We start from the raw sequence: 24,076 nt of genomic DNA on the forward strand, positions 1-24,076 counted from the left end.
GATCCGCACGGCGAGCGGACCGTCGAGGACCTCAGACGCCCTCCAGCAGGACCAGCGGCGCTCCCGCCCCGACCTGGGCGCCCGGCTCGGTGAGGACCTTGAGGACCCGGCCCGCCTGGGGCGCGGTCACGGGCGTCTCCATCTTCATGGCCTCCAACACGACCAGGACCTGGCCCGCCGCGACCTCCTCGCCGGGGCGGACCTCGACCTTCCAGACGGCGGCGGCCAGGGGCGCGGCGGCGACCGCCCCGCCCGGCGGGGCCTCGATCGCCTCGACCACGGCGGCGGGGGCCTCGCCCTGCTCGCGGTCGAACTCTCCCGCGGCCTCCCACGCGGCGCGTTCGGCGCCGAACGCCTCGGCTTGGCGGGCCCTGAACTCGGCGATGCCCTCGGCGTTGGCGTCGAGGAAGCGCCGGTAGTCGCTGTAGCGGAACTCGCCGTCGGCGGTGCGCGGCGTGAAGCGGCCGGCCGCCATCTCGGCCCGCAGCTCCCCCAGTTCGTTCGTATCGACCGGGTACCAGCGGATGCGGTCGAAGAACCGCAGGAGCCACGGCTTGCCCTCGGTGAAGGGACCGCGCTGGCGGTGGGTGTTCCAGACCTGGACGGTGCGGCCGACGAACTGGTAGCCGCCGGGGCCTTCCATGCCGTAGACGCACAGGTAGGCGCCGCCGATGCCGACGGCGTTCTGCGGCGTCCAGGTGCGGGCGGGGTTGTACTTGGTGGTGACGAGGCGGTGGCGGGGGTCGAGCGGGGTGGCCACGGGCGCGCCGAGATAGACGTCGCCCAGGCCCAGGACCATGTACTCGGCGTCGAAGACGGTGCGGCGCACGGCTTCGACGTCGTCGAGGCCGTTGACGCGGCGGATGAACTCGATGTTCCACGGGCACCAGGGCGCGTCGTCGCGGACGCCGTTCATGTACCGGTCGATGGCCTCGCGGGTGGCCGGGTCGTCCCACGACAGCGGCAGCCACACTTCGCGGCTGGGAACGGCGAGGTCGGCGGTCGGAGGGAGCGCGAACTCGATTGCCGTCAGTTGATCGATGAGGGCCGACTGGTCCAACCGTGCCGGATCGAAGTGGACTTGAAGGCTGCGCACGCCCGGCGTCAGGTCGAGCAGGCCGTGGCCGACCCGGTCGGCGACGGCTTCGGCGAGCGCGTGGACGCGCATGCGCAGGGCCAGGTCGAGGAGGTTGGGCCCGTATTCGACCAGGATGTTGTCGTCGCCGGAGCGGCGGTAGGCGACCTCGGGCCGGTCGGTTCCGGCCGCGTGCCGGGCGAGCACGCCGCCGTCGACGACCGGCGCGCGGCCGGACGGAGGGGCGACCGCGGGCCGCTGCCGGGCCGCGGGCACGCCCGCGTCGGCGACGGGGGTGAACCGGACGGTGTCGCCGGGCCGCAGCTGTCCGAGCCGCCAGCGGTGCGCGGCGATCACCGTTGCAGGGCAGACGAAGCCGCCGAGGCTGGGGCCGTCGGGTCCGAGGAGGACGGGCATGTCGCCGGTGAAGTCGACCGCGCCGATCGCGTAGGCGTTGTCGTGGATGTTGGAGGGGTGCAGGCCGGCTTCGCCGCCGTCGGGGCGGGCCCAGCGGGGTTTGGGGCCGGTGAGGCGCACGCCGGTGCGGGCGGAGTTGAAGTGGACTTCCCAGCGGGCGCTGTAGAAGTCGTCCATGTCCTCGCGGGTGAAGAAGTCGGGGGCAGCGTGCGGGCCTTCGACGACCGGCAGCTCCCAGTCGTTCGTGAAGACGGGCCGGTCGGCTTCCGGAACGGGCCCTGGGATTTCGGTCCATTGATCGAAATAGGGGGTCGCCGTCTCGGTGGATTCTGTCGGTCGATCGAAATGGCGCGTTGTCGCACCGGCGGTTTCTGCCGGTCGATCGAATTCGCCGCCGGCGTTCGCGCGCTTGCCGGTCGGCCGACCGGCGCTGCCCGACGCGGTGCCGTCCGGACCGGCCCCGGCGGGGCGCAGGACGTCGCCCACGCGCAGGGCGCTGCCGGTGAGGCCGCCGATCTCGCCGAGGGTGAAGGTGGCGGCCGAACCGAGGTATCCGGGCACGTCGAGGCCGCCCCGGACGAGCAGGTAGGTCCGCATCCCGGTGGTCTCGGGGGCGCCGACGGCGAGGGCGGCCCCGGCGGGCACCGCGATCGGTTCCCATTGCGGCGCTTCGTCGCCGTCCACCGTGACTCGCGCCGGGGCGCCGGTGACGCAGACCGTGGTCGCGTGGCTGAAGCGGAGCACCGGGCCCTGCGCGGCGCATTCGAGTCCCGGCACGCCCTCGGGGTTGCCGAGGGCGCGGTTGCCGAGGCGGAACGACAGGTCGTCCATGGGGCCGGAGGGCGGCAGGCCGACCTGCCAGTAGCCGACGCGGCCGGGCCAGTCCTGAACGGTCGTCTGGGTGCCCGCGGCGACGACGTCGATGCGGGGTCGGGGGTCGGGGACGTCGGCGAGGGTCGCGGTGGTGTGGACGGCGGCGGTGAAGCGGGGGTCGGCGAGGGCGGCGGCGAGCTGGCCCTGGTTGGTCTCGACGCCGGCGATCCGCAGCTCCCCCAGGGCGTCCGCGGCCGCGGCGACGGCCTCGGCGCGGGTGGGGCCGTGGCTGATGAGTTTGGCGATCATCGGGTCGTAGTGGGGACCGATCTCGGTGCCGGCCTCGATCCAGGTGTCGACGCGGGCCCGGCGGGGCAGGGCGAGGTGGGTGACCGTGCCGGTGGAGGGGCGGTGGCCCTGGGCGGGGTCCTCGGCGTACAGGCGGGTCTGGACGGCGTGTCCGGAGGCGTTGAGCGGCAGGCGCATCGGGGAGGCGTCTCCGGCGGCGAGGCGGAGCATCCACTCGACGAGGTCGACGCCGTAGACCGCTTCGGTGACGGGGTGCTCGACTTGGAGGCGGGTGTTGACCTCCAGGAAGGCGACCTCGTCGCGGTCGGTGTCGTAGAGGAATTCGACGGTGCCCGCCGAGCGGTAGGCGACCGAGGCGCACAGGCGCCGCGCGGCGTCCTGGTAGCGCTCACGGAGCGCGTCGGGGACGTTCGGGGCGGGGGCCTCCTCGACCACTTTCTGGTTGCGCCGCTGGAGGGTGCAGTCGCGGTCGCCGAGGACGGCGACGCCGCCGAGGCCGTCGCCGAAGACCTGGGCCTCGACGTGGCGGGCGCGGCGCACGAGCCGTTCGAGGAAGAGCCCGGCGTCGCCGAAGCCGGCCTCGGCCAGCCGCTTGACGCCGTCCCAGGCCTCGCGCAGCTCGGCGGCGTTCCCGGCGGGGCGCATGCCGATGCCGCCTCCGCCGCCGGTCGCCTTGAGCATGACGGGGTAGCCGATCCGCTCGGCCTCGGCGAGGGCGTGGTCGACACCGTCGAGCAGGCCGGTCCCGGTCAGGAGGGGGACGCCGGCGGCTTCGGCCGCGGCGCGCGCGGTGTGCTTGGCGCCGAACAGGTCCAGGTGCTCGGGGGCGGGGCCGACGAAGGCGATCCCGGCGTCCTCGACGGCGCGCGCGAACGCGGCGTTCTCGGAGAGGAACCCGTAGCCGGGGTGGATCGCGCCGGCACCGGTGGCGGCCGCGGCTTCGAGGATCGCTTCGGGGCGCAGGTAGGACTCGGCGGGGGCCGGGCCGCCGATGCGCACGGCCGTGTCGGCCGCGTCCACGTGGGCGGCGGCCCTGTCGGCGTCGGAGTAGACGGCGACCGTGGTGAGGCCCATGCGCCTGGCGGTCGCGATGACGCGGACGGCGATCTCGCCGCGGTTGGCGACGAGGAGGGTGTCGAAGCTCAAACCGTGGCTCCGTTCTCGCCGGCGCCCGCGGAAGCGTCAACGGACACGGCGACCCGCACTGGTGTGGGGTTGAACGCGTTGCAGGGGTTGTTGATCTGGGGGCAGTTGGAGACGAGCGCGATGACGTCCCGCTCGGCGCGGAGGGCGACCTCGAGTCCGGGCGCGGAGATCCCGTCGACGATGCCCAGGCAGCCGTCGTCCTCGACGGGCACGTTCATGAACCAGTTGACGTTGCCGGTCATGTCGCGCTTGCCCAGGCCCCACTTGGCGCCTTCGTGGAGGAAGTTCTCGACGCAGGCGTGCTGGCCCCAGGTCTGGTGGCCGTAGCGGAGGGTGTTGGACTCCTTGGAGCAGGCGCCGCCGATGGTGTCGTGGCGGCCGCAGTTGTCCTCGGTGACGCGGGCGAGGGGGCGGTGCTCGACGTCGAGGAGGACCGAGCCGGTGGTGAGGAACAGCGCTCCGGCCGCGGCGACGGTGTTCTGGGCGCTGTAGCGCAGGGACGTGTCGGCGGCGTCGAAGAGGAGGAAGTCGACGGCCTGGTTGCCGCCGAGGTCGGTGATGCGCAGGGTCTGCCCGGCGGCGACGAGCCCGGACCAGGGGGCGCGGGCGGGGACGACGGCTTCGGTGACGGTCGTGGCGGTCATGCGGCGGCTCCGATCGCGGCGGCGGTGTTGGCGAGGGCGCGGCGGCCTTCGGGGGTGGCGTTCCAGTGGGCGTCGCCGGGGCCGGTGGGGCGCTCGCGCCAGGCGAGGACGCGGGCGGGTGTGGCGGTGTAGTCCTCGCGCGGGTCGAGGGGGTGCGGCGCGTTGGCGAGCATGACCAGCAGCGGGGCCTCGGCGAGGAGGCGCAGGCGCCTGCCGGGGCCGGTGCCGCCGAGCCAGTGGAGGCGGCCGTCGGCGTCGGCCTTGAGCCCCTTGAAGAGCGCGAGGGTGGGGGGCAGGTCGCGGGCGGTGAGGTCGTGTTTGGCGGCGGCGAGTTTGAGCAGTTCGCGGGCGGCGGGGGCGGGTCCCCACGGGGCGCCGTCGCCGTAGCGGGCGCGGTTCTGGGCGGCGGTGGAGGCCCCGCAGAAGGCGTCGTGGCGCCCGGTCTCGTCGAGGACGAGGCTCGCGAGGGCGCGGCCCTGATCGGAGAGCAGGAGGCTGCCCTGGCCGAGGTAGGCGTTCCACTGGACCTTGACGGTGTCGGCGACGCACAGGCGCTCCCAGGGGCGTCCGGCCCAGGCGAGCGCGAGGTGGACGCACGCGTCGCCCTCGATGTCGGCGATCTCCACGACGGTGCCGGGGGCGACGGCCTGGTGGGCGTAGCCGCCGCCCGCGACGGTCTCCGCCCACAGCAGCCGATCGCGGTCAATGCCGTCCGGGACGTCGGGGAACGCCGCGGCGGGCACCCATGCCCGCTCGGCGACCGCGGCTGCGGCCTCCTGCGCGCGGGCGTGGTCGCGCGCGGCGTAGGTGCTGCCGGTGGCCGACGGTTCGGCTTGCGGCTCAGGGGTTTCGGTCATCGAGGCCTCCGCTCCGAATAATTTCTGTCGCTTGACAGAAATTAGCCTTGAATGTGTTCGGCGGCGTGACTCCCGGGTTTCGGCTTGATTGCCGGAATCGCACGGCCCGGGCGGCACGAGCCGCGCCGGGAGGTCGACCCTTCCCGGTGCGGCCGTGCGCGTTCGCCCTCTGGGCACGAGCGCGGCTCCCGCATCCGTCGCGGGTGGGACGGACGCGGGAGCCGGGGTTTCGCAGCGGCGCCCCTCAGGCCTCGGCGGGCACCGGGACCGGACCGGCGGCGGGCGACACCGGCGCTTTCGCGGCGCGGACCGTCTTGGCCGGGCGCAGCAGCGCCACGACGAGGTACGCGGAGGCCCCGGCGAGGAACGCGATGAACGTCGGCCAGCCGTCGAAGGCCGCGGTGATCACGTTGTTCTCGATGTACAGCAGGTCGTTCGGCACACCGTAAGTCGTGGGAGTGAGGGCGAACAGCACCAGGCGGACCGTGAAGCCCACGGCGATCGACGCCGCGGCGGCGGCCGCGCCGCCGCGCTTCCACCACAGGCCCAGGGCGAACGGTACGACCAGGCCGGCGAGCATGAGGTCGAAGGCGAGGGTGAGCAGGATGCCCGTCTGCGGGACCCGCACCGCCACCAGGATCGCCAGGCCCACGATCGGGAACATCGCGATGCGGCTGGCCCGCAGCAGCGGGTCCTTCCCGGCCCCGAAGATCTTCAGCTCGGGGAGCCTGCCGGCGTCCGTCTCGCGGATGCCCGCGATGTTGCGCGCGGCCACCGCGCCGGTGCCGAGGATCGCGCCGTTCGCGGTCGAGCAGGAGGCGGCGACGATCGCGGCGAGGACCATCATCGCGAGCCAGGCCGGGGCGTGGTCCTCCAGGAGCGTGAACAGCACGGCCGCACCGCCGTCGGGGCCGACGATGTCGACCGCCGAGAGGGCCACGTAAGTGAAGGGGATGCCGATGAGGAGGGTCCCGGCCGCGCCGAGGAAGCAGGCCCGGCGGGCGGTGTCCGGGCTCTTGGCCGAGAAGATCCGCTGCATGAAGTCGATGGCGACGATGTCGCCGACGCCGAGCGCCACGAGCGTCGCCCAATTGACCGGGGCGCCCTGGGCCGGGTCGGTGAGCTGCCCGAGGTCGAAGGCGCCCATGCCCTCGGGGACGGTGATGCCGTGCGTCAGCGCCACCCAGGTGAACAGGCAGGCGGTGCCCGCGATGGTGATGACCATCTGGGCGGCGGCCGTGTACGAGTCGGAGAACATGCCGCCGGCGACGGTGTAGGTCATGACCACCGCGACGATGAGGAGCACCCCGAGGGTGTAGTCGATACCGAGGAAGTGCTCGAACAGGAAGCCTCCGGCGACGAGGTTCCCGGCGAGCAGGAGCACGTACGCGCCGATCATGGCGATCGAGGCGGCGAGCTCGATCGTGCGGCCGTACCGGCGGGCGTACCAGTCCGGGAGCGTCAGCAGCTTCGCGGCGTTCATGCGGCGGGCGAAGAACAGGCCGGTGAGCAGCAAACACAGGGCCAGGCCGATGGGCAGGCTCGCGCCCGCCCAGAATCCGAACCCGTAGGCGAGGTCGGTGTTGCCGAGGGTGGCGTTGGAGTCGACGGCCTGGGCCATGAGCCCGGCGGCGACGAGCGGGATGCCGAGGGTGCGGCCCGCGACCAGGTAGCGGGCCGAGTCGCCCTCCACCTTTCGCGAGACCAGGAGGCCGATGACCAGCACGACGACGATTGAGAGCCCTACACCGAGGAGTATCATCGGGCACCTTCCGAGGGTTGATTTCTATCGAATGACAGAAATTAATCGCCTCGGGATTTCGATCGACCGACAGAATCTATTTCACCGGTATGAACACCTCCGCACAACGGCAACGCCCCCGCGAGCCATCCCCACGGGCAGGCCCGGGTCCGGCCGCCACCGGCCGCTGCCGGCAGACCATCCCTAACCCCCACCCACCCGGGGAAAGGTAGCCGCAACCTTCCCGCGCGGGTGCGACAAGAACCCGGCCCGCGGCGGCGGCTTCACCCGAACGAGTGGTCGGGCCGGTGCCCGCCGACCGGTCCGGACCGTCCGATGCGCGCACTACACTGGGGCGCGCACCCAGGACAGGAAGGCGGACCGATGCCCACCGCAGCAACGGAGCCCACAGCGGACCGACCCAAGCGGCGGGTGGGCCGCCCCCGGATCGCCCCGGAACCGGGCCCCTCCGCCGACGCGGCACCCCGCGACCAGCTCCTCGCCGCCGCCGCCGAACTGTTCACCGTCCAGGGCTACACCGCCACCTCCACCCGCGCCATCGCCGCCAGGGCCGGGATGCGCCAGGCCAGCATGTACTACCACTTCGCGTCCAAGGAAGCGCTGCTCAGCAGCCTCCTGGAGGCCACCGTGGCCCCCTCGCTCGAATTCGCCGAATGGGCGCTCGCCGAACGCGGCGCGGCCGCAGAGGCCCGACTGTGGGCGCTGGCGCGCATCGACGCCGCCCAGCTCGCCGGGGCCCGCCACAACCTCGGCGCGCTGTACCTGCTGCCCGAGCTCCGCCAGGAGGCGTTCGCGCCGTTCCGGGGCATGCGCGAGCGCCTGCGCGAGTCCTACCGGGACCTGCTCGGCGAGACCGCCGCGTCCCTCGACTACGCGCCCGGCGAACTCGCCCAGCGCGCGCACCTCGTGTTCGGCCTGGTCGAAGGCGTGATCCTGGCCCGGTTGGACAACCGCCTCGACAACGGCCCGCTTGCGGACCCGGTCTCGTACTCCGCCGGGATCGCCGACGGGGCGCTGCGCCTGGCCGGGAGCGACCGCCTCGACGCGGCCCGCGAGCAGGGCCGGCGCCTGTGCGCCGAATGGATCGGCCGGTCCGAGCACCTGCCGAGCGCCGCGCGGGCCGGAGACCGCGCGTGAAGACCGCTTTGATCACCGGCATCAGCGGCCAGGACGGCTCGTATCTCACCGAGCTGTTGCTCGCCAAAGGCTATGTGGTGCACGGGATCGTGCGCCGTTCTTCGATGATCGGCAACACCTCGCGGCTCGACGCGGTCTACCAGGACCCGCACGACTCGGGGCGCCGGCTGTTCCTCCACCACGGCGATGTCACCGACGCCGGCCTGCTGGTGAACCTGATCCGCGACATCCGGCCCGACGAGGTCTACAACCTCGCCGCGCAGAGCCATGTGCGCGTCAGCTTCGACCTGCCCGACTACACCGCGAACGTCACCGCGCTCGGCGCGATCCGGCTCCTGGAGGCGGTGCGCGCCAGCGGGATCGACACCCGGATCTACCAGGCGTCCACTTCGGAGATGTTCGGTACGGCCGCGCCGCCGCAGCACGAGACCACGGTGTTCCACCCGCGCAGCCCGTACGGGGTCTCGAAGCTGTTCGCGCACTGGGCGACGGTGAACTACCGCGAGTCGTACGGCATGTTCGCCGTCAACGGGATCGCGTTCAACCACGAGAGCCCGCGCCGGGGAGAGACCTTCGTGACGCGCAAGATCACCCGGGCCGTGGCCCGGATCGCGGCGGGCCTGGAGAAGCGGGTCTACCTGGGGAATCTCGACGCCGTCCGCGACTGGGGCTACGCGCCCGAGTACGCCGAGGCCATGTGGCTCATGCTCCAGCACGGCGAGCCGGTCGACTACGTGATCGCGACCGGCCGGGCCGCCACGGTGCGTGACTTCGCCGATGCCGCCTTCTCGCACGCCGGGCTCGACTGGCGCGACCATGTCGAGCACGACGACCGCTACGAGCGCCCGGCCGAGGTGCCGGAGCTGGTCGGCGACCCCGCGAAGATCGAGCGTGAGATCGGCTGGAAGGCGCGCGTGTACTGGGACGAGCTCGCCCGCATCATGGTCGACGCCGACCGTAATGCGCTGCGAAGCGGCACGTAAACGACCTCGAACACCGAATTCCGCGTCGCACCCAGGGGATAGTTTTGAGATTAGGGGTCCCCCGAAGGGTTACGAATCGAACATCGCATTCCGGGCCTTCGCGCCGGTCGCCGTGGATACCATCGCGGGCATGACTGATCTCAGCGCACCGGTCCGGCTCAACGACGGCGTGTCCATGCCCCGCATCGGCTACGGCACCTACAAGGTCGGCGACGATGAGGCCCAGGAGGCGGTCGAGGCCGCCCTGGCCGCCGGGTACCGCCTGGTCGACACCGCCGAGATGTACGGCAACGAGGTCGGCGTCGGCCGCGCGATCGCCGGTTCCGGCGTCCCGCGCGAGGAGGTCTTCCTCACCACGAAGGTCTGGAACGACCACCACGGCGCCGACGCGGCCCGCGCCGCGCTCGAGGCCTCGCTGGAGCGCCTGGGCACCGACTACCTCGACCTGTACCTGATCCACTGGCCCTCCCCCAAGCAGGGCCTCTACGCCGAGACGTTCCAGGCCCTGCTCAAGGCCAGGGACGAGGGCCTCATCCGCTCCGCGGGCGTCTCGAACTTCCTGCCTGAGCACCTCGAGCGCCTCCACGAGGCCACCGGGGAATGGCCCTCGGTGAACCAGGTCGAACTGCACCCGTACTTCAACCAGCCCGAGCTGCGCGCCTGGCAGGCCGAGCGCGGCATCGCGACCGAGTCCTGGGGCCCGCTGGGCCAGCGCACCGGTTCGGTCCTGGCCGAGCCCGCCGTGACCGCGGCGGCCGAGGCCCACGGCAAGAGCCCGGGCCAGGTGGTCATCCGCTGGCACCTTCAGAACGGATGCATCGTGATCCCCAAGTCCTCCAAGGCGTCCCGCATCGCCGAGAACTTCGACGTGTTCGGTTTCGCCTTGTCCGAGGCCGAGATGGAGGCGATCGACGACCTGGAGTCCGGTCAGCGCCAGGGCATCGACCCGGGTAGCAACGAGCGTTGAGAGACGCGGGCGGGCCGGGGCATTCGCCCCGGCCCGCCCGCGTGTGCGCTCAGTCGTAGCGTTCAGCCGAGCGCCACGCCCGCGGCGCTGGGCAATCGCCTTCCGACTGAGTAGGCTCGCGCGCATGAGCGAACTGAGCACGTCAATCACCCTCTCCGGCGGCGCGGTGATCCCCCGCTACGGCTACGGCACCTTCCGCATCGACGACGCCGAGGTCGCCGCCGCCGTCACCGCCGCGCTCGACACGGGCTACCGGCTCATCGACACCGCGGTCGGCTACCAGAACGAGGTCGGCGTCGGCCGGGCCATCGGCGCCGCGGGCCTCGGGCGCGAGGAGATCTTCCTGACCAGCAAGGTCTGGGACCACGGCTACGACGAGGTCCGCCGCAACCTCGACGAGTCCCTGGAGCGCCTGGGCACCGACTACCTGGACCTGTACCTGCTGCACTGGCCGCGCCCCGACGTGGACAAGTACGTCGAGTCCTGGCGGGCCCTGGTCGACGCCCGCTCCGAGGGCCTCATCCGCTCGGCCGGCGTCTCGAACTTCACGATCGAGCACCTCGCCCGCGTCGAGGCCGAGACCGGTGCCGCGCCCGAGGTCAACCAGGTCGAGCTGCACCCGTACTTCAGCCAGCCCGAGCTGCGGGCCTACCACGAGGAGCACGGCGTCGTCACCGAGTCGTGGGGCCCGCTGGGATTGCGCGCCGAGGGCCTCTTCGAGGAGCCCGCGGTGCAGGCGGTCGCCAAGGCCCAGGGGCGCACCCCCGCTCAGGTGGTGCTCCGCTGGAACCTCCAGCGCGGCAACGTGGTCATCCCCAAGTCGGTGACGCCCGCGCGCATCGCCGAGAACTGGGAGGTGCTCGACTTCGCGCTGACCGACGACGAGCTCGCGTCGATCGACGCCCTCGACACCGGCGTCCGCCAGGGCGGCGACCCGCTCACCGTCCACTGAGTTGACGAAAAGGCCCGCCGGCGCGCTCGCGTCGGCGGGCCCCGCATCGCGGTGCGGCTCAGAATTCGGCGACCCATGCGAAGTGCGGCAGGTCCCCGGCGAACGCGAGCGTGCCGGACTCATCGTTCTCGACCTCGCCGTACGGCGTGAAGTCCACGGTGATCTCATCGGCGTCCGCGGGCACGGCGAACACGATCGCGAAGTGGTCCCAGCCCCCCTCCAGCTCGGTCGCGGTCCAGGAGAGGGGGGTGTTCCGGTCGACCGTGACCGCCCGTTCCCGGTCGAGCTCCCAGGTGGAGGATTCCAGCTCGGAGCACCACTTGAACCGGACCTCCAGGAACACGGTGCCCTCGGCCGCCCAGCCCAGGTCCTCGCGCCAGACGGACCGGTGCGCCGTTCCCGAACCGTCCGCGCATCTGACGTAGCCTGATGCCCGACTGTTATAGACGTCGATCTCCCCGGTGTTGTAGCCGCCGATCGCTACCTCGCTGAGTCGCAGGCCGTTGTAATACGACCCGATCGGCTCGACCTGCGCCCCGGTGCGCAGGTCGAGCCCTTGGGCGCGTCCGGAGTCGTCCACCCACAGGACCGCGTCTTCGCCGACGGGGACGCTCAGGACGAAGGATCGGCCCTCCGCCGGAATGCCGTTCAGGTCGATGCGTTCGCCGCCGGCTTGGATCCACGCGGTGACCGCCATGGCGTCGGCCTCGAGTTCGGGCTCGTACTCGGCCATGCTCGCGACCTGCGCGATGAGAAATTCGCTGCCGTCTTCAACGGGCACCACGTGCTCCAGATCGGATCCGGCGGCAGCCAGGTCCAGCGGGACCGCATCGCCGCGGAAGAGGCATCCGAGCGAGAGGGAGAAGTGGGGTCCGCGTAGGTCCGCGGGCGAGTCGAGGACATACGCGTCGTCGCCTTCGTCGCACCAGGGGTCGTGTTCGACGCCGGTGATCAATGCGAAGGGGGCGGTGCGGGCGAAGGAGTCGGTATCGGCGCCGCCCGCGGCGCCGAGGGCGACGGCGACCAGAACGGGGACTGCGGCGAAGGAGGCGATGCGGGGCATGAGAGGTCCTTGTAGAGCACGCCTGGTGTCGGCGCCGGTCGGCGCCGCCGCAAGGCGAGGGGCGGGGTGGGTTGGAAGACCGGTTCGCGGTCGGTGGGCGCGGGGGCGTCGACGAAGGCAGGGCGTCGCCGAGGTTCTCGAGGTGGCCGACGGGGGCTGAGGATGAGCGTGGCACCGGAGGTCTGCCCGGGGATTGTGGACACGGCAGTGTATCGCGAACGGTGCCCTTGGCACCGGTCGACACCGGTGAGGCGACCCGTCCACCCTCGATTGTGGAACGGATCGTGAGAGCCGCGCCGCCGACGGGCTCTCCAGATGCGCTGCGGGCCTGAAGACCGGACGCTCGACCTGCCGGTGCCTTCGGCGCTCCTTCTCGGAGGGGGGCAGAATCGGTTCGTGGACGATCTGCTGCTCGTGCTGGTGCACAGCCCGCTGACCGGCGCACAGGCCTGGAGGCCCGCCGCCGTAGCGCTTCGCTCGATGGGGCGCCGGGTCGCGGTGCCCGACTTCGAGGCCGTGTTCGAGCGGGACGGGCCCTACCATCAGGCCGTCGCGTCGGCCGTTGCCGACCAGATCGACGCACACCCCGGGATGCGGGTCGTCCTGGTGGCGCACAGCGGGGCCGGGGCGCTGCTGCCCGCGATCACGGCGTCGGTCGGGTCCGCGATCGGCGCCGTCTTCGTCGATGCGCTGCTCCCCCACCCGAGTCGGACCTGGTTCGACACCGTTCCGCGGGAGCTGCGCGACCGCCTCGCCTCGCTGGCCGAAGGCGACCGCCTGCCGAAGTGGAGCGACTGGTTTCCGCCCGCGGCCGTCGCGGCGCTGCTGCCGGAGGCTGCGCAACGCGAGGCGTTCATCGCGGCGCTGCCGCGCATGCCGCTGTCCTATTTCGCGGAGACCGCGCCCGACCCGCAGGCCTGGCCGCCGCGGTGGTGCGCGTACGTCCGGTGCAGCGAGGCCTACGACGCCGAGGCCGCGGAGGCGGCCCGGGCGGGTTGGCCGGTGCGCCGCGTCGAGGGCGACCACTTGTCGCTCCTGACCCGTCCCGAGGAGACGGCGCGGGTCATCGACGCGATCGTCGCGGCTTCCGAGCGGCGCTGATCCCGGCTCAGCCGATGCCGTGGCGGACCGCCCACAGCGCCGCCTGGGTGCGGTCGGCGGCGCCGATGCGGCGCAGGAGGTTCGTGACGTGGGTCTTCACGGTCTTCTCCGAGACGCCGAGCGCCCTGGCGATCTGGCGGTTGGTCTGGCCTTTCGCGATGAGGCCGAGGACTTGGCTCTCGCGCGGGGTCAGTGACGGCGCGGTCGGGGCGGTGGAGCCGCTCATCAAGCCGCGCATGGCGATCGGTGAAAGGAGCAGCTGTCCGGCGTGGACGGTTCGGATCGCGCTGGCCAGCGCGTCCGGGTCGATGTCCTTGTACACGAACCCGGCGGCCCCGGCGCTGATGGCGGCCGGGACGCGTTCGGCGTCGGTGGCGGAGGTGAGGACGAGGACGGCCGGTCCGTCGCCGTCGCCTTCTTCGGCGCCGCGGAGGCGGTCGAGGACGCCTTGGCCGTCGAGGCCGGGCATCTTCAGGTCGAGGAGGACCACGTCGGGCCGGGTCTCGACGATGGCCTTCAGGGCCTCCTCGCCGTCGCAGGCCTCGCCGACGACCACGAAGTCGGGTTCGAGTTCAAGGTAGCCGCGCAGGCCGCGGCGGACCACGGGGTGGTCGTCGACGAGCAGCAGGCGAACGGGGTCAGCCACGGCCGCCCTCCTCGGTGTCGTTGTGGGCGTTGCCGTCGGAGGCGGTGCCGCTGGTGGTGGCGCGGGTGGGGCCAGGGTCGTCGGGGACGCTGCCGTCGTCTTCGGCGCCGTCGCCGGGAAGTCCGCCGTCCGGCTCGTCGTCATCATCGGGTGCGGTGTCGAGCAGCAGCGTCACGACCGTGCCTTCTCCGGGGGCGGTGGCCAGGTCGAGGTCGCCGCCGAGGGCCTTGGCGCGCTCGCGCATCGAGAGCAGGCCGAGGCCGCGCGTCGCGGCCTCGGCCGCGTCGAAGCCGATGCCGTCGTCGGCGATCTGGATGCGGTCGGTCGCGACCGTGACGCGGACGCGGCGGGCCCGGGCGTGCCGGAAGGCGTTGCCGAGGGCTTCCTGGACGAGCCGCAGCACCTCGACCTCGCCGTCCCGCGACAGGTCCACCGGGGAGTGGACCTCGAAGGCGACTTCGGTGTCGTGCAGGCGGTCCAAGAGCGTCACGTGGCGCCGGAGGGTCTCGACCAGGCCGTGGACGTCGAGTTCGGCGGGCCGCAGTTCGACGATGACCCCGCGCAGTTCGGCGATGGCGTCGGCAGCGAGCGTCTCGACCTCGCCGAGGCGCGCCACGGCGGCCTCGGGGTCGGTGTCCACGAGTTTGCGGGCGGCGCGGGCGGAGAGCCGCAGGGAGAACAGGCGCTGCATGACCGCGTCGTGGAGTTCGCGGGCGAGGCGGTTGCGCTCCTCGACCACGGTGAGCTCGCGGCTGCGCTCGTACAGGCGCGCGTTCGTGATCGCGATGGCCGCGTGGGAGGCGAGCAGTTCGATGAGGTCGGTGTCGGTCTCGGTGAAGCCGGGTTTGCCCAGGTCGTTGGTGAGCACGACGATGCCGAGGGTCCGCTCGCCGTCGCGGATGGGGACGCCCAGAAGCGCGGCCATGGCCGGGTGGGCCTTGGGCCACCACCGGTAGCGCGGGTCGCGGCGCAGGTCGTCGAGGAGGATCGGCCCGGTCTCGGTGAGGATCGCGGCGAGCATGCCGTGCTGGCGGGGCAGCGGCCCGATCTTCAGGCGCTGCTCCTCGCCGATGCCGTCGGTGATGAACTCGGCGAACCCGCCTTCGTCGTCGGGGATGCCGATGGCGGCGTAGTCGGCGCCGACCAGGCGCCGGGCGGAGGAGACGATCACCTCGAGCACCTGGTGCACGGACAGGTGGCGGGTGATCGCGCCGACCGCCGCCGACACCTCGTGCAGCAGCGACGTGGATTCCCGGCAGCGCGAGTCCGGATCGGGCGCTTGCGGGGACGGCGCCGCGGAGGCGGGCGCTGCCGAGGACGGCTCGGTCGGCTGGGAGGCGGTCACGGTGCCAATCTAGTCGAATGCGCCGCTCGCGGCCCTCGGTCGCAGGTCTTAGGACTTCCGGACCTGCGCCTACCGCGACTTCAGCCCGATGCGGGCGCGCGCGGGCGGCCATAGCGTGATTCGCATGAGCAACTTCGAGAACCGCACCGCATTGATCACCGGGGCCTCGGCCGGACTCGGCGAGGCGCTCGCCGAACGGCTCGCCGCACGCGGCTGGCGCCTGGTCCTCACCGCCCGCGGCGAGGACCGGCTCGCGAAGGTCGCCGCGCGGCTCGGGGCGCGGCACCTGGCCGGGGACGTCGCCGATCCCGCGCACCGCAAAGCGCTGGTGGCGCTGGCCGAGGGACGACTGGACCTGCTGGTCAACAACGCGTCCACGCTCGGCGAGGTGCCGCTGCCGACGCTGTCCGAGTCCGACCTGACCGTGTGGCCGCGCCTGTTCGACGTGAACGTGCGGGCCCCGATCGCCCTCGCCCAGGAGGCGCTGCCGCAGCTGCGCGAGCGCGGCGGGGCGATCGTCAACATCTCCTCGGACGCCGCGACCGGGCCGTACCCGACCTGGGGCAACTACGGGGCGACGAAGGCCGCCCTCGATCAGCTGTCCAATGTGCTCGGCGCGGAGGAGCCGGCCGTCGCGGTCTGGGCGGTCGACCCCGGCGAGATGTCGACCGCGATGCTCGCCGACGCGGTCGGCGCGGCGGACGCGGCCCAGGCCGACCCGCCGTCCGAAGCCGCCGAACGCATCGCGCGGGTCGTCGGATTCCGCTGGTGCGCATGCGAACGCGACGCGCCCCCGAGCGGCCGGTTCGCCGCGGACGACTACTCACAGATCGAGGCACACGAATGAGCACCACATTGACCTCCCCGTTCGCGTTCGCGCTCGACGCCGCACTGGAGGCGGACCGTCCCGCCGAGGCCCGCGGCGCCTCCCGTTCCGATGTGCGAATGCTGGTCAGCGACAAGGCGACCGGCGCCATCGGCCACCACCGCTTCGACGCGCTGCCGGCCCTGGTGCGCCCGGGCGACCTGCTCGTGGTCAACAACTCGGGCACGATGCCCGCGTCCGTTCCGACCCGGCAGGGCTGGCGGGTGCACTTCTCCTCCACCCGGCCCGACGGGTCGTGGCTGGTGGAGCTGCGCGACCGCGACAAGCCGTACCTGGGCGAGGTGCTCGGCAGGATCGTGGACCTGCCCGGCGGCGTCGAGCTGTACCTGGAGCGTCGGTTCGGCAAGCGGCTGTGGGTGACGCGCCCGAAGTTCGCGTCCGTGCCCGAGTACCTGGCGAAGTACGGCAAGCCGATCCGCTACTCCTACGTCGACCGCGACTGGCCGATCAGCGCCTACCAGACCGCCTTCGCCACCGTCCCCGGTTCGGCCGAGATGCCGAGCGCCGCAAGGCCGTTCACGCCGGAGATCGTGACGCGGCTGGTGTCGGCGGGCGTGGGGGTCGCACCGATCACGCTGCACACCGGGGTCGCGTCGCTCGAGAGCGACGAGGACCCCTACCCCGAGTGGTTCGAGGTCGGCGACTTCACCGCGAGGGCGGTGAACGCGGCCAAGGCCGCCGGGGGCCGGGTCATCGCCGTCGGCACGACGGCGGTGCGGGCGCTGGAGAGCGCCGCGGCCGAGGGCGGCGAGGTCGCCGCGGCCTCGGGCCACACCGACCGCATCGTCTCCACCGCCGACCCGGTGAAGGTCGTGGACGGCCTGCTCACCGGTTTCCACGAGCCGCGCTCCACGCACCTGTCGATGCTCGAGGCGATCTGCGACACCGACCTGCTGCGCGCCTCGTACACGGCCGCGATCGAGGAGCGCTACCTCTGGCACGAGTTCGGCGACGTCCACCTCATCGCGTGAGGCCCGGCCGTCTCCGGCGCGTCCGGCGCCGGGGGCGGCCCGCCGCCGTGTCCGGGACGTCAGTCCGGCGGCGGGGCCCGCACCCGCGCGAGCTGCGCGTTAGCATCGGTGCGACGGCTCGAACCGGGCCGCCGCACCGCTCGAAAGGGACCCGCGATGTTCACACCCTCGTCAGCGGACGACTTCCATCCCCCCGAGCACAAGCAGAGCGACCGCCAGCGTGGGCGCCTGTCGCTCCCGGACTCGCCGATCGTCACCGGCTTCACCGTCGCCGTGACGCTCGCGCTCGCCGTGGTCCTGTTCATCTCGGCGCTGCCAGGCGAGGAGCGGGTCCTCACCTACCGCGGCGAGCGGGTCAACGCCGGGGACGTGTGCTCCGCGACGAACACGAGCGGCGAGCAGGTCGTACGCGCGTGTTCCGAACTCGGCGAGTGGAGCACGCGCGCGACCGGCTGGAGCGTCGTGCCGCTGATCATCGCGCTGGTCCTCGCCGCGGCGGCCGCATACGTGATCTACCACATTCCGCAGCAGGTCAGAGACCGCGCGAAGCAGCAGCAGGACGCGATGGACCGCCTCACCGGCGAGGACTTCCCGCGCCTGTAAGTCGACGTAGATGTCCGGCTGGAAATCGGTCTGGCCGGGCACGACCGCGTACCCGTCCAGGTCGGTGACGCCCTCCTCGGCGAGGAGGTCCTCGACCAGGACCGCGTTGCCGGTGTACGCGTTCGGGTCGCGCGCGAGGACCGCCAGCGCGGCGTCGGCCACGATCGAGGGCTTGCGGCTGCGGTCGAGCATGGGCTGCCCGCCGAGGGCGAACTCGACGGCGGCGGTCGCGATGGTCGTCTTGGGCCACAGGCAGTTCGCGCCGATGCCGGGCTCGGTCTGGGCCGCGCCGAGGGTCATGATCGTCATGCCGTACTTGGTGGCGGTGTAGGGGCCGCCGGCGAACCAGTCCGGGTTCGTGTTCAGCGGCGGGCTGATCGTCAGCAGGTGGGCGTGGTCGGATTCGCGCAGGTACGGCAGTGCGGCGCTGATGGAGGCGAAGGTGCCGCGCATGTTGACGCCCGCGATGAGGTCGAACTTCTTGAGGCTCAGTTCGCCGATGCCGGAGATGTCGAGGGCGGAGGCGTTGTTGACGCAGAAGTCGAGTCCGCCGAACGCCGCGGCGGTCGCTTCGATCGCCTCGCCGACGGCTTCGGCGTCGCGCAGGTCGCCGACGATGGGCAGCGCCTCGCCGCCGGCCTCCTCGATGGCCTTGGCCGTCTCGTGGAGGGTCCCGGGCAGTTTGGGGTGGGGTTCGCCGGTCTTGGCGAAGAGCGCGACCTTGACCCCTGCCGCGCCGAGCGCGACGGCGATGGCCGCGCCGATGCCCCGGCTCGCGCCGGTCACGAACGCGGACCGGCCCTTGAGGGGGTGGTTGCTGACGGCTGGCTCCATTGCTACGCCTCCATGTGATCGATGTCCCTCCGCATACTACTAGTGAGTAACTTCAGAGGGAAGCCCAGTGCGGACGACACTCCGGACGGTTGCTGAACGTTGGCTGAGAGCGCGTCCAGAACTCGCGTGGAAACGGGCGCGAACCCTTTCAGCGGCGCAAACGGTGAAATAGGCTGGCCGGGCGACCGATCATGCGCACCGAGGCAACCGATCACGTGCGCAGACGAGTACTGAGGAGCGGTGGATGACTTCGACCAGCGGGCCAGCCGGGGCCTCACCGCCAGCGGTGCCGCTCCGGGGCGACGGGTCCCCGGCACGGCTCCTCGTCGTCGACGACGAGGAGAGCCTGGCCGACCTGCTGGTCGAAGCCCTCTCTTTCCAGGGCTACGAGGTCACCGCCGCCCGCTCGGGCACCGAGGCGCTCACCGCCGTGGAGGGGGTGCGGCCCGACCTGGTCATCCTCGACGTCAACATGCCGGGCCTGGACGGCTTCGCCGTGGCCGACCGGATGCGCGCCTCCGGCGACGCGACCCCGATCATCTTCCTGACCGCCCGCACCGCCCCCGACGACCTGCGCGACGGCTTCGGCTCGGGCGGCGACGACTACCTCATGAAGCCCTTCCGGCTCGAGGAGCTGAGCCTGCGCGTCTCGGCGGTCCTGCGCCGCACCATCGGCCGCGAGGCGGCGCCCTCGCGCGGCACCGACACCGTCGCGGTGGCCGACCTGGTCCTCGACCTGGCCGCGCACCAGGTGACGCGCGACGGCAAGACCATCGACCTCTCCCCCACCGAGTTCCGGCTGCTGCGCTACCTGGCGGCCAACGCCGGCCGCGTGGTGTCCAAATCGGAGCTGCTGAAGCAGGTGTGGGGCTACGACTTCGAGACCGAGTCGAGCCTGGCCGAGACCTACGTGTTCTACCTGCGCCGCAAGCTCGACAAGCTCGGCCCCCGCCTCATCCACACCGTCAGGGGCGTCGGCTACATGCTGCGCCCGCCGCAGGCGTGACCGGTGGCCATTCGCACCAAGATCGCCGCGGCCATGGCGGTCCTGCTCATCATCGCCGTGGCGGTGATCGGCTTCGTGACCGTGCAGACGGTCTCCAGCCACCTGACCCAGCAGGTCGACCAGAGCCTCCGCGACTTCGTCAAGCAGGGGCACATCAGCAGCGCGCCCACCGGCAACCCCGCCGAGGAACTGGGCTACAGCGAGTTCGCGCTCTTGTTCTTCAACGAATCCGGAGAGCTCGCCGGCCAGCAGCAGGCCGGCTACATCCAGTCGCCCTATGCCCTTCCCGACATCTCCTCGCCGCCGGAATCGGACGAGTACTTCACCGTTCAGAGCGCCGACGGCGAAGTGAACTACCGCGCGATCGCGTTCGAGGTCACCGGATTCGTCAACGACGAATCGGGTGACTTCACCGTCGTGGTCGCCACCTCGATGAACGACGTCGACGCGACCATCTCGACCCTGACCCGCACCGCCGTGATCACCGGCCTCCTCGTCGCCGCCCTCGGCATCTTCGCGGCCTGGATCATCACCCGCCGGGGCCTGCGCGTGGTCGACCACATGGTCGCCGACGCCGAGACCGTCGCCTCCGGGAACCTCGGCCACCGCATCACCGCCGCCGACCCGCGCACCGAGATGGGCCGCCTCTCCTTGGCGCTCAACCGGATGGTCTCGCGCCTGACCGACGCGATCACCCAGCGGGACCGCCAGCACGGGCGCCTGCGCCAGTTCGTGGCCGACGCCGGACACGAGCTGCGCACCCCGCTGACCGCCATCGGCGGCTACGTCCAGCTCTACCAGTCCGGCGCGGCCGCCCAGGGCGAGAAGCTCGACCGGGCCATGGACCGGATCGGCTCGGAGAACGCCCGACTGGCCAAGCTCGTGGACGACCTCATGGTCCTCTCGCGCCTGGACGAGGAGGTCGGCGGCGACCGCGAACTGGTCGAACTGGCCCAGCTCGCGCAGGACGCCGTGGACGACGCCGAAGTCGCCGACCCCACGCACCCCGTCGGACTCCAAGCCGCCCAAGCGGTCACGGTGGTCGCCAACGAGGGCCAGCTGCGACAGGTGCTGGTGAACCTGCTGACCAACGCCCGCGTCCACACGCCCGCGGACACCGCCATCGACGTCTCGGTGGCCGAAGAGGACGGCTGGGCCGTCCTGCGCGTGGCCGACCACGGCCCCGGCATCCCCGAGGAGCACCGCCAAAAGGTCTTCGACCGGTTCTACCGGGCCGACCCGTCGCGCTCGCGCGCCACCGGAGGCTCCGGCCTCGGCCTCTCCATCGTCTCCTCGATCGTCGCCTCCCACGGCGGCGAGATCCGCCTCGAATCCGAAGCGGGGCAAGGTACGACGGTCGAAGTGCGTATGCCGGTCGCGAGGCTCGAATAGCGTCGGCGACAAGGCCGTTCCGCGTTCAGACACCTACGAGGCGAGGACGGCCGGCGCGGCGACGCCGGCGCCTTCGGCCTTAGACGAGGTCCCTCGCGCGAGCAGACGGACTGCTCTCCTCGTCCCTCGCGCGAGCAGACGGACTGTTCTCCCCGTCCCTCGCGCGAGCGCTCGGGATCACCAGCGGCGTCCCCGACTCGGGGTCGTCGATGATCCGGCACGGCAGGTCGAAGACCTTGTGCACGGTCTCGGCGGTGACGATCTCGGCCGGCGGCCCCTCGGCGACGACCGCGCCGTCGCGCATCGCGATCAGGTGCGTGGCGTAGCGGGCCGCCTGGTTGAGGTCGTGGAGCACCGCCACGAGGGTCCGGCCCTCGCGGTGGAGCTTCGCGCACAGGTCCAGGACCTCGATCTGGTGCGTGATGTCCAGGTACGTCGTCGGCTCGTCGAGCAGCAGCAGCGGCGTCTGCTGGGCGAGGACCATCGCGATCCACACCCGCTGGCGCTGGCCGCCGGAGAGCTCGTCCACGCCGCGCGCGGCCAGTTCGGTGATGTCGGTGGCGGCCATGGCCTCGGCGACGACCTGCTCGTCCTCGGGCGACCACTGCCTGAGGATGCCCTGGTGCGGGTAGCGGCCGCGGGCGACGAGGTCGGCGACGGTGATGCCGTCGGGCGCGATCGGGGCCTGCGGAAGCAGGCCGAGCCGCCGGGCGACGGCCCGCGTGGGCTGGGAGTGGATGTCCTTCCCGTCGAGCAGGACCCGCCCGTCGGAGGGCTTGAGCATCCGCGCGAGCGCCTTCAGCAGGGTCGATTTGCCGCATGCGTTGGGGCCCAGGATGACCGTGAACTCCCCCTCGGGGATGTCCACGTTCAGGTGCTCGCTGATGGCGACGCGACCGTACCCGATCGTGGCGTCCTGCACGGACAGCGGACTAGCGGTCACGACATGACCCCTTTCTTGCGGTTGGCGATGAGCAGCCAGATGAGGTAGGCGCCGCCGAGGACGCCGGTGACGACGCCGGTCGGCAGCTGGCGGCCCGCGATCCCGGCCACGGCGATCATGTCGGCGCCGGTGACGATGAGCGCGCCGACGATCCCCGAGACCAGGAAGCTGCGGGTCGAACCGGTCAGGCGGGCGGCGATGTGCGGGGCCGCGAGGGCGACGAACGCGAGCGGCCCGGCCACGGCGACGGCCCCGGCGGTCAGGATCGAGGCGGCGACGAGCGCGACGACCCGCGAGGTGCCCACGCGGACACCGAGACCGGTCGCGGTCGCCTCGCCGAGGCGCAGCGCGTCCAGGCTCCGGGAGAGGAGCGCGACGACCAGGATGCCGCCGGCGAGGACGAGCCCGACGGCCCTGGCCTGGCTCCAGTCGCGGCCCGAGAGGTCGCCGGTGAGCCAGTAGACCGCGCGGAACGCGTCCACGATGGACGTGCGGGTGAGCAGGTAGCCGTTGATGCCCGCGAGGATCGCCGCGAGGCCGATGCCGACCAGTACGAGACGGTACCCGGACGGGTCGCCGCCGCGCGTCAGCGCCCAGATGATCAGGCCGGTCGCGAGGGCGCCGACCGCGGCGAACACGGTGGTGAGCTGAAGCGACGAGGCGGTCAGGATGATCGCCACGAGCGCGCCCGAGGTCGCGCCCTGGGTCAGACCGAGGATGTCGGGACTGCCGAGCGGGTTGCGGGTGAGGTTCTGGAACAGCGCCCCGGACAGGCCCATGCAGGCGCCGACCGCGATGCCGGTCGCCAGGCGCGGCAGGCGCAGCGTCCAGAGGATGAACTCGTCGCCCTTGGTGCCCTCGCCGATCAGCGCGTACCAGACCCGTTCGAGGCCGAGGGCGGTCGAGCCGGTCGCGGCCGACCACATGGCGACCGCGATCAACGCGGCGAGGGAGCCGAGGACCGCGACGAGCGTGCGGTGGCGGACGCGCACGGACATCCCGCCCAGGCGCAGGACCGTGGACCGCCCTGCGGCGCCTCCGGCCTGCGGACTCGACCTGGTGAGCACGGCGGTCACAGGCGGGCCACCTTCCTGCGGCTGACGAGGTAGAGGAAGAACGGGCCGCCGAAGACGGCGCAGACGATGCCGACCTGGACCTCGCCCGGCCGGGCGATCACGCGGCCGAGCACGTCGGCCGCGACCAGGAACGCCGCGCCCGTCAGGGCCGAGTACGGCAGGACCCAGTTCTGGTCGGGCCCGGTGAAGGCCCGCACCACGTGCGGGACGACGAGGCCGACGAAGACGATCGGGCCGCACACCGCCGTCGCGGTCCCGGCCAGGACCGTGATGACCACGATCCCCGCGACCCGCAGCACCCGCGGGTCCACGCCGAGGCCGGTCGCGGTCGCGTCCCCGAGCGCGAGGGCGTTCAGCGGCCGCGCCAGCAGCACCCCGATGACGCTCGCGACGCCGATGAGGAGCACGACCGGGAGCATCGGCGCGACATGGGCGTTCACCAGCGAGCCCACCGACCAGAAGCGCATCTGGTCGAGCGTGGCCGCGTCCATGAGCTGGACCGCCGACACGTACGCGAACCCGGCGGCCGTCACCGCCGCGCCCGCCAGCGCCAGCCGCGCCGGGGTCGCCGAGGACGCGCCCGCGATGAGATAGCAGGCCACGGCCGCGATCGCGGCGCCGAGGAAGGCGAAGGAGATGGTCCCGGCGAAACCGAAGGAGCCGATGAAGTAGGAGGCGGTGACCACCGCGACCGCCGCGCCGGTGTTGACGCCCAGGAGCCCGGGGTCGGCGAGGGGGTTGCGGGTCATGGCCTGCATGAGGGCGCCGGCCAGGCCGAGGGCGGCCCCGGCGGCGAGTCCGAGGATCGTGCGCGGCACGCGCAGCTCGGTGACGACCGGGTAGGCGTCGGAGGCCCGGTCGGTCAGACCGTCCCACACCTCGGGAAGGCCCATGGCGCGCGAGCCCACGGCGATGCTGAGGAGCGCGAGCGCGGCGAGGGCGGCGGTGAGGACGAGAATGCCGGAGACCCGGCGTGCGGTGCGCTTTTGCGGCACCGATTCGCTTGGGCCCCTGTTGGAATCGAGGCCCGCCGGGGTCGGCTGGGCCTGGTTCCGGGCGCGCTGGGCGGTTGACAAGTGCGGTCTCCGGAGGGATGTTGACTGCGGTTTTGTTTAGGCTAACCTAACCACGATAACCCCGCCCCGTTC

The 24,076-nt window shown here is 72.3% G+C and carries 20 protein-coding genes; 9 read left to right on the top strand and 11 right to left on the bottom strand.

The window, feature by feature from the left end; translation table 11 throughout:
- Positions 1-31 precede the first annotated feature (31 nt).
- The 4 genes from BLQ63_RS29700 to BLQ63_RS21655 form a co-directional block, all read right to left on the bottom strand.
- A complete protein-coding gene (locus BLQ63_RS29700; protein ID WP_091039615.1) occupies positions 32-3,760 on the bottom strand; it encodes an ATP-binding protein in 3,729 nt (1,242 codons plus the stop codon).
- On the bottom strand, positions 3,757-4,404 hold the full coding sequence (locus BLQ63_RS21645) for an urea amidolyase associated protein UAAP2 (RefSeq protein WP_091039616.1): 648 nt from the start codon (positions 4,402-4,404) through the stop codon (positions 3,757-3,759). Before BLQ63_RS21645 ends, BLQ63_RS29700 begins: the two co-directional genes overlap by 4 nt.
- Positions 4,401-5,261: an urea amidolyase associated protein UAAP1 gene (locus BLQ63_RS21650; RefSeq protein WP_091039617.1), complete on the bottom strand. Its 861-nt coding sequence runs from the start codon at positions 5,259-5,261 to the stop codon at positions 4,401-4,403. The genes BLQ63_RS21645 and BLQ63_RS21650 overlap by 4 nt, the downstream gene beginning before the upstream one ends.
- Positions 5,262-5,505: 244 nt before the next feature.
- Positions 5,506-7,023 carry a high affinity choline transporter 1 gene (locus BLQ63_RS21655; protein ID WP_091039618.1) on the bottom strand — a complete coding sequence of 506 codons (1,518 nt, stop codon included), beginning with the start codon at positions 7,021-7,023 and terminating at the stop codon, positions 5,506-5,508.
- Positions 7,024-7,386: 363 nt separating this feature from the next.
- Between BLQ63_RS21655 and BLQ63_RS21660 the strand changes: the two genes are divergently transcribed.
- The 4 genes from BLQ63_RS21660 (at position 7,387) to BLQ63_RS21675 (ending at position 11,062) form a co-directional block, all read left to right on the top strand.
- A complete protein-coding gene (locus BLQ63_RS21660) occupies positions 7,387-8,160 on the top strand; it encodes a TetR/AcrR family transcriptional regulator (protein WP_091039619.1) in 774 nt (257 codons plus the stop codon).
- Entirely contained in the window at positions 8,157-9,143 is a 987-nt protein-coding gene (gmd, locus tag BLQ63_RS21665; RefSeq protein ID WP_218125410.1) for a GDP-mannose 4,6-dehydratase, read from the top strand. Before BLQ63_RS21660 ends, gmd begins: the two co-directional genes overlap by 4 nt.
- A 130-nt stretch (positions 9,144-9,273) precedes the next feature.
- Positions 9,274-10,110 carry an aldo/keto reductase gene (locus tag BLQ63_RS21670; protein ID WP_091039703.1) on the top strand — a complete coding sequence of 279 codons (837 nt, stop codon included), beginning with the start codon at positions 9,274-9,276 and terminating at the stop codon, positions 10,108-10,110.
- 124 nt (positions 10,111-10,234) lie between these two features.
- Complete coding sequence (locus BLQ63_RS21675) at positions 10,235-11,062, top strand: aldo/keto reductase (RefSeq protein ID WP_091039621.1); 828 nt, start codon at positions 10,235-10,237, stop codon at positions 11,060-11,062.
- A 58-nt stretch (positions 11,063-11,120) separates the two neighbouring features.
- Here BLQ63_RS21675 and BLQ63_RS21680 read toward each other — a convergent pair whose 3' ends face one another.
- Entirely contained in the window at positions 11,121-12,125 is a 1,005-nt protein-coding gene (locus BLQ63_RS21680; protein WP_091039622.1) for a hypothetical protein, read from the bottom strand.
- Between the two features lie 396 nt (positions 12,126-12,521).
- Here BLQ63_RS21680 and BLQ63_RS21685 point away from each other — a divergent pair, with 396 nt between their 5' ends.
- Entirely contained in the window at positions 12,522-13,226 is a 705-nt protein-coding gene (locus BLQ63_RS21685) for an alpha/beta fold hydrolase (protein WP_218125412.1), read from the top strand.
- A gap of 7 nt (positions 13,227-13,233) precedes the next feature.
- Here BLQ63_RS21685 and BLQ63_RS21690 read toward each other — a convergent pair whose 3' ends face one another.
- Positions 13,234-13,872 carry a response regulator gene (locus tag BLQ63_RS21690; protein ID WP_091039705.1) on the bottom strand — a complete coding sequence of 213 codons (639 nt, stop codon included), beginning with the start codon at positions 13,870-13,872 and terminating at the stop codon, positions 13,234-13,236.
- A complete protein-coding gene (locus tag BLQ63_RS21695) occupies positions 13,865-15,217 on the bottom strand; it encodes a GAF domain-containing sensor histidine kinase (protein ID WP_218125414.1) in 1,353 nt (450 codons plus the stop codon). Before BLQ63_RS21695 ends, BLQ63_RS21690 begins: the two co-directional genes overlap by 8 nt.
- A 124-nt stretch (positions 15,218-15,341) precedes the next feature.
- On the opposite strand from BLQ63_RS21695, the gene BLQ63_RS21700 reads away from it, so the two are divergent.
- Complete coding sequence (locus tag BLQ63_RS21700; protein WP_091039623.1) at positions 15,342-16,064, top strand: SDR family oxidoreductase; 723 nt, start codon at positions 15,342-15,344, stop codon at positions 16,062-16,064.
- A complete protein-coding gene (locus BLQ63_RS21705; protein ID WP_091039624.1) occupies positions 16,061-17,074 on the top strand; it encodes an S-adenosylmethionine:tRNA ribosyltransferase-isomerase in 1,014 nt (337 codons plus the stop codon). Before BLQ63_RS21700 ends, BLQ63_RS21705 begins: the two co-directional genes overlap by 4 nt.
- A 171-nt stretch (positions 17,075-17,245) precedes the next feature.
- Here BLQ63_RS21705 and BLQ63_RS21710 read toward each other — a convergent pair whose 3' ends face one another.
- Positions 17,246-18,511, bottom strand: a complete 1,266-nt coding sequence (locus BLQ63_RS21710; protein ID WP_091039625.1) for an SDR family oxidoreductase — start codon at positions 18,509-18,511, stop codon at positions 17,246-17,248.
- A gap of 244 nt (positions 18,512-18,755) precedes the next feature.
- On the opposite strand from BLQ63_RS21710, the gene BLQ63_RS21715 reads away from it, so the two are divergent.
- Together BLQ63_RS21715 and BLQ63_RS21720 are read left to right on the top strand one after the other, a co-directional pair.
- Positions 18,756-19,517, top strand: a complete 762-nt coding sequence (locus tag BLQ63_RS21715; RefSeq protein ID WP_091039626.1) for a response regulator transcription factor — start codon at positions 18,756-18,758, stop codon at positions 19,515-19,517.
- A 3-nt stretch (positions 19,518-19,520) separates the two neighbouring features.
- On the top strand, positions 19,521-20,909 hold the full coding sequence (locus BLQ63_RS21720; RefSeq protein WP_091039627.1) for a sensor histidine kinase: 1,389 nt from the start codon (positions 19,521-19,523) through the stop codon (positions 20,907-20,909).
- 79 nt (positions 20,910-20,988) lie between these two features.
- Here the strand turns inward: BLQ63_RS21720 and BLQ63_RS21725 are convergent, their stop codons facing one another.
- The 3 genes from BLQ63_RS21725 to BLQ63_RS21735 are packed head-to-tail and all read right to left on the bottom strand — an operon-like array spanning position 20,989 to position 24,004.
- The gene (locus BLQ63_RS21725; RefSeq protein WP_218125416.1) at positions 20,989-21,852 is read right to left on the bottom strand and encodes an ABC transporter ATP-binding protein; all 864 of its coding nucleotides are present in this window, start codon (positions 21,850-21,852) and stop codon (positions 20,989-20,991) included.
- A complete protein-coding gene (locus tag BLQ63_RS21730; protein ID WP_218125418.1) occupies positions 21,849-22,928 on the bottom strand; it encodes a FecCD family ABC transporter permease in 1,080 nt (359 codons plus the stop codon). The genes BLQ63_RS21725 and BLQ63_RS21730 overlap by 4 nt, the downstream gene beginning before the upstream one ends.
- A complete protein-coding gene (locus tag BLQ63_RS21735) occupies positions 22,925-24,004 on the bottom strand; it encodes a FecCD family ABC transporter permease (protein ID WP_290428019.1) in 1,080 nt (359 codons plus the stop codon). Before BLQ63_RS21735 ends, BLQ63_RS21730 begins: the two co-directional genes overlap by 4 nt.
- Between the last annotated feature and the right edge of the window lie 72 nt (positions 24,005-24,076).

Origin of the sequence: Glycomyces harbinensis (assembly GCF_900101745.1) — a bacterium.
Taxonomy (GTDB): Bacteria; Actinomycetota; Actinomycetes; order Mycobacteriales; family Micromonosporaceae; genus Glycomyces; species Glycomyces harbinensis.

What these genes read in the sequence shown, in the direction of transcription:
- BLQ63_RS21660 (WP_091039619.1), top strand. Translation starts at nt 7,387, where the DNA reads ATGCCCACCGCAGCAACGGAGCCCACAGCGGACCGACCCAAGCGGCGG.
- BLQ63_RS21705 (WP_091039624.1), top strand. Translation starts at nt 16,061, where the DNA reads ATGAGCACCACATTGACCTCCCCGTTCGCGTTCGCGCTCGACGCCGCA.
- BLQ63_RS21680 (WP_091039622.1), bottom strand. Translation starts at nt 12,125, where the DNA reads ATGCCCCGCATCGCCTCCTTCGCCGCAGTCCCCGTTCTGGTCGCCGTC.
- BLQ63_RS21715 (WP_091039626.1), top strand. Translation starts at nt 18,756, where the DNA reads ATGACTTCGACCAGCGGGCCAGCCGGGGCCTCACCGCCAGCGGTGCCG.
- BLQ63_RS21655 (WP_091039618.1), bottom strand. Translation starts at nt 7,023, where the DNA reads ATGATACTCCTCGGTGTAGGGCTCTCAATCGTCGTCGTGCTGGTCATC.
- BLQ63_RS21675 (WP_091039621.1), top strand. Translation starts at nt 10,235, where the DNA reads ATGAGCGAACTGAGCACGTCAATCACCCTCTCCGGCGGCGCGGTGATC.
- BLQ63_RS21645 (WP_091039616.1), bottom strand. Translation starts at nt 4,404, where the DNA reads ATGACCGCCACGACCGTCACCGAAGCCGTCGTCCCCGCCCGCGCCCCC.
- BLQ63_RS21650 (WP_091039617.1), bottom strand. Translation starts at nt 5,261, where the DNA reads ATGACCGAAACCCCTGAGCCGCAAGCCGAACCGTCGGCCACCGGCAGC.
- BLQ63_RS21710 (WP_091039625.1), bottom strand. Translation starts at nt 18,511, where the DNA reads ATGGAGCCAGCCGTCAGCAACCACCCCCTCAAGGGCCGGTCCGCGTTC.
- BLQ63_RS21700 (WP_091039623.1), top strand. Translation starts at nt 15,342, where the DNA reads ATGAGCAACTTCGAGAACCGCACCGCATTGATCACCGGGGCCTCGGCC.
- BLQ63_RS21670 (WP_091039703.1), top strand. Translation starts at nt 9,274, where the DNA reads ATGACTGATCTCAGCGCACCGGTCCGGCTCAACGACGGCGTGTCCATG.